The 10,112-nt window shown below is 53.3% G+C and carries 11 protein-coding genes and 3 tRNA genes; 8 read left to right on the forward strand and 6 right to left on the reverse strand.

The genetic code is table 11. The annotated features are described in order from the left end of the window. Window positions 1-122 precede the first annotated feature (122 nt). Window positions 123-797, forward strand: coding sequence for a YtjB family periplasmic protein (locus ABDW13_RS22575; RefSeq protein WP_343554754.1), 675 nt, complete (start codon window positions 123-125; stop codon window positions 795-797). Here ABDW13_RS22575 and yjjJ read toward each other — a convergent pair. The 4 genes from yjjJ to ABDW13_RS22595 form a co-directional block, all read right to left on the reverse strand. Further along, window positions 794-2,116: a type II toxin-antitoxin system HipA family toxin YjjJ gene (yjjJ, locus tag ABDW13_RS22580; protein ID WP_343554755.1), complete on the reverse strand. Its 1,323-nt coding sequence runs from the start codon at window positions 2,114-2,116 to the stop codon at window positions 794-796. The genes ABDW13_RS22575 and yjjJ overlap by 4 nt on opposite strands. A gap of 120 nt (window positions 2,117-2,236) precedes the next feature. Beyond that, complete coding sequence (gene yjjG, locus ABDW13_RS22585; protein ID WP_343554756.1) at window positions 2,237-2,920, reverse strand: pyrimidine 5'-nucleotidase; 684 nt, start codon at window positions 2,918-2,920, stop codon at window positions 2,237-2,239. 19 nt (window positions 2,921-2,939) lie between these two features. Then, window positions 2,940-3,380: a ribosomal protein S18-alanine N-acetyltransferase gene (gene rimI, locus ABDW13_RS22590; RefSeq protein ID WP_343554757.1), complete on the reverse strand. Its 441-nt coding sequence runs from the start codon at window positions 3,378-3,380 to the stop codon at window positions 2,940-2,942. After that, window positions 3,352-3,762, reverse strand: a complete 411-nt coding sequence (locus ABDW13_RS22595) for a DNA polymerase III subunit psi (RefSeq protein WP_343554758.1) — start codon at window positions 3,760-3,762, stop codon at window positions 3,352-3,354. The genes rimI and ABDW13_RS22595 overlap by 29 nt, the downstream gene beginning before the upstream one ends. A gap of 106 nt (window positions 3,763-3,868) precedes the next feature. Between ABDW13_RS22595 and rsmC the strand changes: the two genes are divergently transcribed. From rsmC to ABDW13_RS22615, 4 genes are all read left to right on the forward strand, one after another. Beyond that, entirely contained in the window at window positions 3,869-4,900 is a 1,032-nt protein-coding gene (gene rsmC, locus ABDW13_RS22600) for a 16S rRNA (guanine(1207)-N(2))-methyltransferase RsmC (RefSeq protein WP_343554759.1), read from the forward strand. A gap of 142 nt (window positions 4,901-5,042) precedes the next feature. Next, a tRNA-Leu gene (locus ABDW13_RS22605) sits at window positions 5,043-5,129 on the forward strand. Window positions 5,130-5,162: 33 nt separating this feature from the next. Beyond that, a tRNA-Leu gene (locus ABDW13_RS22610) sits at window positions 5,163-5,249 on the forward strand. A gap of 30 nt (window positions 5,250-5,279) precedes the next feature. Further along, window positions 5,280-5,366: transfer RNA gene (locus tag ABDW13_RS22615), tRNA-Leu, on the forward strand. Window positions 5,367-5,459: 93 nt separating this feature from the next. Here the strand turns inward: ABDW13_RS22615 and ABDW13_RS22620 are convergent. Next, entirely contained in the window at window positions 5,460-5,744 is a 285-nt protein-coding gene (locus ABDW13_RS22620; protein WP_007886848.1) for a DUF1435 domain-containing protein, read from the reverse strand. Between the two features lie 228 nt (window positions 5,745-5,972). Between ABDW13_RS22620 and ABDW13_RS22625 the strand changes: the two genes are divergently transcribed. The 3 genes from ABDW13_RS22625 to ABDW13_RS22635 all read left to right on the forward strand — a co-directional run bounded on the left by ABDW13_RS22625 (window position 5,973) and on the right by ABDW13_RS22635 (window position 8,535). Then, on the forward strand, window positions 5,973-7,058 hold the full coding sequence (locus tag ABDW13_RS22625) for a diguanylate cyclase (RefSeq protein WP_343554760.1): 1,086 nt from the start codon (window positions 5,973-5,975) through the stop codon (window positions 7,056-7,058). 122 nt (window positions 7,059-7,180) lie between these two features. After that, window positions 7,181-7,975, forward strand: a complete 795-nt coding sequence (fhuF, locus tag ABDW13_RS22630; protein ID WP_343554761.1) for a siderophore-iron reductase FhuF — start codon at window positions 7,181-7,183, stop codon at window positions 7,973-7,975. A 95-nt stretch (window positions 7,976-8,070) separates the two neighbouring features. Beyond that, window positions 8,071-8,535 carry a YbaK/EbsC family protein gene (locus tag ABDW13_RS22635; RefSeq protein WP_343554762.1) on the forward strand — a complete coding sequence of 155 codons (465 nt, stop codon included), beginning with the start codon at window positions 8,071-8,073 and terminating at the stop codon, window positions 8,533-8,535. Here the strand turns inward: ABDW13_RS22635 and ABDW13_RS22640 are convergent. After that, window positions 8,532-9,752, reverse strand: coding sequence for an MFS transporter (locus ABDW13_RS22640; RefSeq protein ID WP_343554763.1), 1,221 nt, complete (start codon window positions 9,750-9,752; stop codon window positions 8,532-8,534). The two genes, ABDW13_RS22635 and ABDW13_RS22640, sit on opposite strands and share 4 nt — an antisense overlap. Window positions 9,753-10,112: the final 360 nt, after the last annotated feature.

Raw genomic sequence — 10,112 nt, forward strand, 5'->3', positions numbered from 1 at the left:
AAGACGATTTGGCATTACAGCTCCTGTAGGGACAACAAAACCACGCAAGAGGCTACCTTGTCTGCGCGGGTTCTGGCAACATAATTGCCAGCCTTTCTGCTGTTACATCACACGGGTTTCTGATGGTCAAAACCGCACTGAAATTTCGCCTGCATCGCACGGTGATTGTTCTTATCTCGCTGGCACTGTTAGTGGTCCTGATGCAGGGCGCATCCTGGTTTAGCCTCGGCCATCAAATGGCGCGTTCCGAACAAGTGGAAGAACTGGCGCACACGCTGACCAAACAGGTGGCGTTCAGCCTGAAACCTTTGATGGATAACAGCGACGATAATCGCACGCAAATTTCCGCCATCCTCAATCAAATGACGGATAACAGCCGCATTCTGGATGCGTCAGTTTACGCCGATGATGGCAGTTTAGTGGCGCACAGCGGTGAAAGTATTAATGTGCGCGATCGTTTGGGATTGGATGGCAAACGCGCGGGCAGCTACTTTAACCACCAAATCGTACAGCCGCTGGAAGGCAAAGACGGCCCGCAAGGTTTTCTGCGCGTGACGCTGGATACCCATGTGCTGGTGACCGAATCGCGTCAGGTGGATAACACCACCAATATCCTGCGTTTGATGATGTTACTGGCACTGGCAATCGGCATCATTTTAACGCGTACCCTGCTGCGCGACCGCCGCACCCGCTGGCAGCAATCGCCATTCCTGCTGACGGCGAGCCGCACGGTGAAAGAGGATAAAGAGAAAGAAGAAGAAGCGGCAGCGACCTCTGAATCGGAGAAAGGCGGTTAAGCCATTTTCTCTAGCGTGATATCCAGCGCTGCTAGCTGCTGTAATGCCTGTTCAGCGATACGGCGAAAATCGGCACTAAATGCCGCATCTATTGAAATCGCCTGCCAGTAGCGTTTGGCCATCGCGCTGGCAGCACGCCACACCTCGCCCGGTAACGAAAACTCCAACGTCAGTTTCACCTCATCGCGCATATGTCCCTGCGAATTGGGTGCCAGCGCCATTGGCAACATGTCGTACGCTGGCGTCAGACTGAAACGTTCATCTTCAGTGAAAAATGACAGATTCCCGGCATGCATATCGCTGTTGGCAATCAAGCGACCAAACGCCCACTGCAAAGTGCCGCGCTTTTGCGTCTCCGCTGTGATTCGCTGTTGTCGCTGCAACTCCTGCAACGCAGCGGGCCAATGCTGTTGATGGCCGATAAATTCTGCACTCACCGCTTCCAGCGAATTCATGCAGCGTCGGCCGCGTTCAGCGTGGCGATCAAAGCGTTGCACTTCAAGAAATAGCTGCCCTTCATTAGCAATGATCTGGCTGAGCGCGGCGGGCAATCCGGCGTCATTTAAATGCTGTAAAGCAACATGTTCAGCGCGCAGCAGATCGCGCCAGCGCTCGGCATTATCACTTTGACGTGCAACGGTAAACTTCACTAAACAGTGGCGATCGCCTTGCGTAGTTGCGGCATAACAGAGAAATTTAGGTTGTTCACCACCCGCCGAGGATCCTGGTTCATCGCCACTTAACGCTTGCTGCGCCAGTTGCTGATAGCGATGCGCTTTTTGATCTTCACGGATGGATTGTGGCGCAGGTTGCTGCAACCAGCGCTGATAGGTTTTGTCACCAATCATATAGGCGCCTGGCATATCAATGCCGCCATTAGCAAGCGCCATCAAGCATTGATCGTCACTCCACAAACGGATGTCATCATTCAACTCTAGCAACTGCGCGTTTTCCCGGCCCCATTGACGACCAAGAAAACCTTGCGGCCGCATATCATGCAAAAACCACGGCAAGCCATCGTAAAAACGGCCTTGCTGCTGGGCATTAAGATGTAAACAGCTGCCTTGCGGCCAGGTTGGCAGCAGCCATCCGGCGGGCATCGCCTGGCCTGTTTCACTAATGCGGAAGAGTGGAAAACGGCTTTCACCACGAATCGGGCGTGATAAGGCGTAACGCGTGGCGCGCGCTTTGCCCCATTTCACAATTTGTGGCTGTTGGCGCAACTGACGTGACAAAGTGGCCTGACTGATATTCAGGCGACGCAGCAGATCCGCCGCGCTGAGCGGGCCTTCCAGCAGCAAACTTTGCACATCAGCCATGCGTTTCACCTTGTCGATGAATAGATTCGTGAATAGATTTATGAATAGATACTAGCATGAAAAAAGCCCGCATAGCGGGCTTCTTGACTTGGTTATCGCAACAACGGTGAATAGATACTTTTAGCTTTCAGTCAGCAACGCTTCCAGCTCTGCCAGCGTTTTTACCTGCCAGGTTGGTGTGATGTGGTCTGGCAGCGGACGTGTACCGTGATCGATCCAGCAGGTTTTCACGCCTGCATTCATGCCGCCGAGAATATCCGATTCTGGCGTATCGCCGACCATCAGCACGCGGCTGCGATCCGGATTACCCAATAATGCCAGCGTATGATCGAAAATCGCCACGTCCGGTTTTGGCACGCCAACTTGTTCGGAAATCACCAGCGCATCGAACATATCGCGGAAGCCGGTGCGCTCCAGACGCGCCTGTTGCAACGCGGTGAAACCGTTGGTGATGATGGCAATCTTCACTTTGCCTTTCAGCGTTGCCAGCAAATGTGCGGCACCGTCCAACGGCAAGCAGATTTCCGCCATCGCACTGAGGAAATCACTGTTCAATACTTCTGGCGCCACGCTGAGTTTCTCGCCCCACAGCGTGAAACGGCGCGTTTGCAGTTGCAGCGCAGAAATGGTGCCGTTTTGGTAATCCACCCACAATGGCTTGTTGATGGCTTGATAATCGCTGTAATCCTGCGCGGTAAACTGCACGTCGTAACGCGCAAACATGCGCTGCAAACCGGCGTAGGCATCGAAATGGAAAAGTGTGTCGTCTGCATCAAACAGGATGCAGTCCCAGTCGTTTAGCATGGTGCTCCTTTCAAATGACTTACAAAGTTAGCGCCATAATGATGGCATCTTCGCGCCCGCTGGCGGTGGGATAATAGTTGGGGCGCACGCTCACCTGATGGAAATCCAACTGCTCATACAACGCAATCGCCGGTGTATTCGAAGCGCGCACTTCCAGCCATAACGTCAGCACCTCGCGCTGCTCCAGCTCAGCAATTAAATGCTGCAATAGCTGACGTGCGTAGCCACGGCGCTGAAAATCCGGGTCGATCGCAATGTTGAACAGCGAAGCTTCATCCAGCACCACTTGGGTGATGGTGAATCCGGCCAGTTTACCGTCGACTGTAAGGCGATAATTAACAAATCGTTCGCCCTGATTGCTGGCAAAAGTTTGCTCGCTCCAAGGAAACGCATGCGCGCGGCGTTCAATCGCCAGCAGTTGCGGCAGGTCTTCAGGGGTGATTAAAGAGAGTGTTGTCATGGTTACACATCTGTTGCCACAGCGCGCGTTTCGCCGCGCCGCTGCTGATCAATTCATTGAAAACGGCAGTATCAAATCGAATGCCGTTAAAAGGATGTTCGCTTGCGACGCCCAGCAGCCAGCCAGCGCAATCGACTTGCTCCGGCAGCATTTGCAGCTGTTCCGGCGTCAGCGCCATCACCTGTGCGGGTTGAATATTGAGGGCGTGCAGCACGTCGCGAATCAGCGGTTCTTGCAACGTTGGGGCGTGTTCGGCCACCAAAACCAGGCGTGTATCAGGCAACAGCGTGACGGCAATTTCCCCTTGCAGCACGCGCGGACGCCGCAGCTGATACTGCGTAATCCCCATTTGCTGTAGAAGCCAGTCGCGCCTTGTGCTCATGCTATTACCCGTTATGCTGCCAGAATGCGTCGCTATGCTAGCAAACCCATCGAACATGCGCCAACAAAGCACTATAATCGGCGCTCTGATTTAACAGGAGTGTTCCATGTCTGCTTTTACCCCGGCCAGCGAAGTGATTCTGCGCCACAGTGATGAATTTACCGCCCGCCACGTGTTGTTTGCTGGCGATTTGCAGGATGACCTGCCCGCCCAGCTAGAAACCGCGTCGAGCCGCGTGCATACCCAGCAATATCATCACTGGCAGAACCTGAGCCATCGCCTTGGTGAACGTGCGGTTTACAGCATGGTCGCTACCGCAGCGGATGTCGAAGGCTGCGATACGCTGGTGTATTACTGGTCGAAGAACAAACCTGAAGCACAATTCCAGCTGCAAAACCTGCTGTCGCTGCTGCCGGTTGGCTGCGATATCTTCGTGGTCGGTGAAAACCGCAGCGGCGTGCGCAGTGCGGAAGGCATGCTGGAAGCGTGGGCAACTTTGGAGAAAGTCGACAGCGCACGCCGTTGCGGCCTGTATCACGGTCGTCTCGATAAGCAACCCAGCTTTGACGCCAGCAGCTACGGCAACACCTATCAGCTCGACGATCTCACCATTCATACCTTGCCGGGCGTGTTCAGCCGCGATGGCCTGGATATCGGCAGCGATCTGTTGCTCTCCACGCTGACGCCGCATTTCCGTGGCAAAGTGCTGGATATCGGCTGTGGCAGCGGCGTATTGGCCACGGTGCTGGCGCAGACCTCTCCACGCGTGCGTTTGTGGCTGTGCGATGTGCATGCCGCGGCGATCGAAGCCAGTAAAGCGACGCTGGCCGCTAACGATCTGGAAGGCGAGGTGTTTGCCAGCAACGTGTTCTCCGACGTCACCGGCCGCTTCGACATGATCATCTCCAACCCGCCGTTCCACGATGGCCTGCAAACCAGCCTTGAAGCGGCAGGCACCTTGATTCGCGGCGCGTTGAAGCACCTGAACAGCGGCGGTGAATTGCGTATCGTTGCCAACGCCTTCTTGCCGTATGCGCAGATTCTGGATGAAACCTTCGGTAATCACGAAGTGCTGGCGCAAACCGGACGCTTTAAAGTCTATCGCGCCGTGTACGGACGTGGGTCAAAAGCGCGCTAATCCGCGATTTTCCAAGCGTGGCGGTGAAAACGTTGCTTTTTACAGCGATTGTTTTACCGCCGCGAAATATGTGTTGACGCAATGAGTAAAATCTCTAAAATGCGCCTCCGTGGTTAGCAATACTTTAGAGTGTTGTTAGTTTGCGATGGTGGCGGAATTGGTAGACGCGCTAGCTTCAGGTGTTAGTGTTCTTACGGACGTGAGGGTTCAAGTCCCTCCCTTCGCACCAAACTAAAATCACACAGTTTATACCGCGCACTGAGCGATGGTGGCGGAATTGGTAGACGCGCTAGCTTCAGGTGTTAGTGTTCTTACGGACGTGAGGGTTCAAGTCCCTCCCTTCGCACCAATGCGACGATATAAACAAGACAACTAAGATGCGATGGTGGCGGAATTGGTAGACGCGCTAGCTTCAGGTGTTAGTGTTCTTACGGACGTGAGGGTTCAAGTCCCTCCCTTCGCACCAACAGTTGTCAACTCCCAGCAGTAAATACCCAAAAGATCCCAGCGAAATTCACGCACTTAGCGTGTTTTTTTCGTTTCTGCGTTTTGAGAAAGTTTAGATAACGTGGAAATTGACCGATACCGCGGCTAAGCCGCCGGCCAGCGCCAGACAAGATGGCAACAACAAATAGTGACGCAGCCGATGGTGAAATAGCATCACTACGGTGAGCAGCAACGCCACGATCATCACCACGCGCCACTGGCTGAAGCTCGGTTCCCATAAGGCGAAAACCGGCATTGCCGCGCAGGGCAGTAAAACGCCCCAACCGCTATCCAGACGTTTCCCCATTATCCAGCTCACGCCCCACAAACCGCAGGCGGCCATCATCGCCATGATCATTGCGCACCCCAAAGATGATAAATATTCGCATTATCATATGACAATATTTCTCATCTTGCAGCGAATTTTTTCTCGCAAGCCATGCCAGATGACAGAATTACTGGAAAATGCTAAATTGCCGCCGATAACCATATCGAAAACACAACAATAACGTGCTCACTATCCGGGTAGGAAAGCTATTACCCTTGGGTAGCGCTTTGATATATCAGGGCTGTCACGAGAATAATAATGAAATTACAATCTTATGATGAGTTGAAACACAGTAAATATCGGCTGTCGCTGATGCTTTTTCTGTTTCTAAATGTCGCCGTTTCGCTTTTCTGTCTGCTGCCTTTATTAGGCAGCGACAACCCAGTGCGATCGCTGCCGGTGGCGCTGGTGGCGGGCTTCAGCAGCACTATGTTGATTATTTGCTTAATGGCGTCAAAACAAAAATTACCGCTATTAAATCCTGTGGCATTTATATTAGGTGCGCTGTGGGCATGGCATATAAACCACAGGTATCATCTGGTTTATTATTTTGACGGCAGCTTTTTAATAATCAGTTTGCTGAGCGTATTTTTTATCAGTGCAATTGCCTTAAGTGATTATTTAATCGCGTTTTGCTTACACATCACGCCACCGGTATTTACCGTGCTGTTATTGGATGATGGTCAGCATTTAATGATGATCTTATTTACCATCACGCTGCCGCTGATCGGTTTTTCATTACACCACTTAATGCGTCGCCGTTTTGACACTTTCACGCGCCGACTGGTCAGCCAGTTGTACGAGGAGAAAGAGAGCTTCAGCGACTTAAGCATGCTCGATCCGCTGACCGGCTTATACAATCGCCGCGGGCTGAAGAATCGACTCGATACCATTATGGAAAACCACGCTGGCAGCCACTTTGTGCTGCTGCTGGATATCGACCATTTCAAAGCCTACAACGACAATTATGGTCACGCGATGGGCGATCAAGCGTTGGCGCGTGTATCGGTGGCGATTCGTGATGCAGTGCGTTCGCGCGATGTGGTGACGCGTTACGGTGGCGAAGAGTTTTTAGTGTTGATGACCAACGTTAACGCCTCCATTGCGATGAAATTGGCTGAGCGCATTCGCCAATACGTGGTGGATTTGGAAATCCCGCACCGCTTCAATGAAAAAGTCTCAACGCATGTCACCATCAGCGCCGGTATTGCGCCGATTTTTGATGAGGATTTTGATCAGGCCGTTTCCAACGCCGATCGCGCCTTGTATGTGGCGAAAAATCAGGGACGTAACACCATCCTCGCGTGGGAAGATTTGCCGAAATTAACCCAGGTGACCAATTAGCTGACACATCGGGTTTCGTAGGGTCGCCATTTATGGTGACCAGCAGAGTGACGCACTATTGTTCAAATAGCTGGAAACGATTATCATTTGTCTCTCGATTCCCGTTATCACTCTGGACCGGCATGGCCATTATCACGCGTCAGGATCATCGCTTCAGCGACCATCCGCTAATCTTTATGCAGAGCGACCGCAATTTTGCGAGCGCGCTGGAAGATCTGATGCGCGAGCAATACGGTTACATGCTGGACAACCTCAAGCTGGGCCAACCGGCACCCGCCGGCACCTTAACGTTGGCTGAGTGGTCACAACCGCAGCACTATCGTCGCTTAACCCAGCGTTATAGCGATTACCTCTACCGCAATCATCCTGATGCTGAGCACGAAGCCAAGCCGCTGCAATCGCTGTGGGCGCAATGGTATTTTGGCCTGCTGCTACCACCGCTGATGCTGGCGCTGTTGCAGGAACCTCGCGCGCTGAATTGCTCGCCGCATCTGATTCACGTTGAATTTCATGAAAATGGACATCCGTGCGCCTTCTGGCTGGACGTGCAGGAAGATGAAGATGCGCGCTACCTCGGTGCACAGCAGCGTATTGATCGCCTGATTCAGCAATGCCTGATCCCCGCCGTGAACGGTATGACGCAGCATGGCGACATCAACGCCAAGTTGATCTGGAATAACATGGGCTTTTCGTTTCACTGGTTCCTCGGCGAGTTGAAAAACCACCTGCCGGAACAAACGGTGTTGCAGCTTGAGCAGGCGCTGTTTTTCAGCCAATCGTTGCTCGATGGCAGCGATAACCCGCTGTATCGCACCATGATTCCGCGCAACGGTGCAATGGAGCGTCGTAGTTGCTGCCAGCGCTACCGCATTCCTGACGTTGAACGCTGCGGTAACTGCACGTTAAAAGCGGTTTAATCCACGCGCATTCTGTTACAGATTCTCCTTTTATCCCGTTTACAGTTTTCCAGGCTTGTGGCAGTTTTTAGGCTCTGTTTTTACCGGAGAAAAAAATGAGCCTGGAGTCGGTACGGCACTTCTTTGCCGAACACGCACCGGATATCGATATTATCGAGATGCCGGAAAGCACCGCCACCGTTGAATTGGCCGCCCGCGTACATGGCGTTACGCCAGGGCAGATCGCCAAAACCTTGTCGCTGAAAGTGAAAGATTCCATCGTGCTGATTGTCACGCGCGGCGATGCGCGCCTCGACAACCGCAAACTGAAAGCGGCGCTCGGCGCCAAAGCGCGCATGTTGAGCGTAGATGAAGTGGTGAACTGGACCGGGCATCCGGTCGGCGGCGTTTGTCCATTTGGGCTGGAAAATCCGCTGACCGTTTATTGCGATGTGACGTTACGCAGCTTCGATGAAGTGCTGCCTGCCGCCGGTTCGATTCACAGTGCGGTACGCATTTCGCCGCAGCGCATGGCTGATCTCACTGCGGCAAAATGGATTGACGTCTGCGAGGCGCTTTAACGCGACTCACGCGCGGCAGCACCGGAAATCTCGATGCCGCGCGTCTCCCGACCAAACGCGACAAACACACAAATCAGCACCGCCACCGTACCGGCAACAATCGCCATCCCCAAACCGTAGTTGCCGCCATGCGCTTCCGCAATGCGTGATTGCAACGTGGCGTTGACCGAGGCGATCAAATTCCCCAATTGATAGACAAAGCCCGGCAGCACTGCGCGCGCATTGGCGGGCACCAATTCGGTGAGATAGGTTGGCACCACGCCCCACGCGCCCTGCACCATAAACTGCATCAGAAACGCGCCGACACCAATCATCCACGAACCGCTGGAGAACGCCCACAGCGGCAGCACCGGCAGCGCCAAAAATGACGCCAGCATGATGGCTTTCTTGCGACCAATGCGCTCCGACAGCGCACCAAAGGTGATACCGCCCAACATCGCCGCGATGTTGTAGCTGATAGCAATAATGCTGACGGTGTGCGGATCAAACTGATGCTGCACTTTCAGGAAGGTTGGATAGAGATCCTGAGTTCCGTGGCTGAAGAAGTTGAAGCAGGCCATCAGCAGCACCATGTACACGCAGATTTTCCAGTGCTGGCGAATAATTGGCAGCAAGGCGTTGCTCTCTTTGCGCTCGCGCTGTGCCAGCCATACCGGCGATTCGGGCACTTTGAAGTAGATGAACGGCAGCAGCAAAATCGGTAGCGCGCCAATCAGGAACATGCCGCGCCAGCCGACGGTTTCGAAGAATAAGCCGAAGATCACCGATGCGAGTAAATAGCCGCACGGATAACCGGCCTGGAAAATGCCGGACATCAAACCACGTGAACGATCGGGAATGGTTTCCAGCGCCAGTGACGAGGCCACGCCCCAAATCCCGCCCATCGCCACGCCATAAATCAGACGGAAAGCCAGAAATGCGGTAAAGGTTGGCGACCACGCCGAAAGCAACTCAAACGCCGAGAACATCACGATATTGAGCATCAGGATCGGCCGTCGGCCATACTTCTCCGCCAGACGCCCAAACAGCAATGCGCCGATTGGGCGCACCGCCAGCGTAAGCATGATGGCGAGGGAAACATCGGAGACGCTGGTGTGGAAATACTGGGCAAGATCGCTGAGAACAAACACTAAGATAAAGAAGTCGAACGCATCCAGCGTCCAACTCGCGAAACTGGCAAAAGCCACGTTACGCTGGGTCGCAGTCCAGTTGAACATGTGGGTATCCTGTCTGATTAGCTTCCGGATCGTTGGCCGGATTTATTGTAAAAGTTACCGCGCGAATAATTTCACCGGTTACTAATATGTTAACTATTTGTATATAGCATGTCAGAAAGGCGGACTGGGACGGGAATTGTCAGCGAGTGATTCGCGATGTAAGCAAGCGTGTCATGTAAATGTAAATGAACAGGTCACCATAAATGGCGACCCTACGGGTTCAGCGTGATTTTGTAGGGTCGCCATTTAGGTACAAACCGGCCACATGGGTAACACTTTAGACCGGGCACATGGGTAACAGTTATAAACGGCATAGCAGAGGAGACTCACTATGCCCTGGACTGAGAAAGTATCCATGCA

Source organism: Pantoea sp. (assembly GCF_039594315.1).
Lineage (GTDB): Bacteria > Pseudomonadota > Gammaproteobacteria > Enterobacterales > Enterobacteriaceae > Pantoea.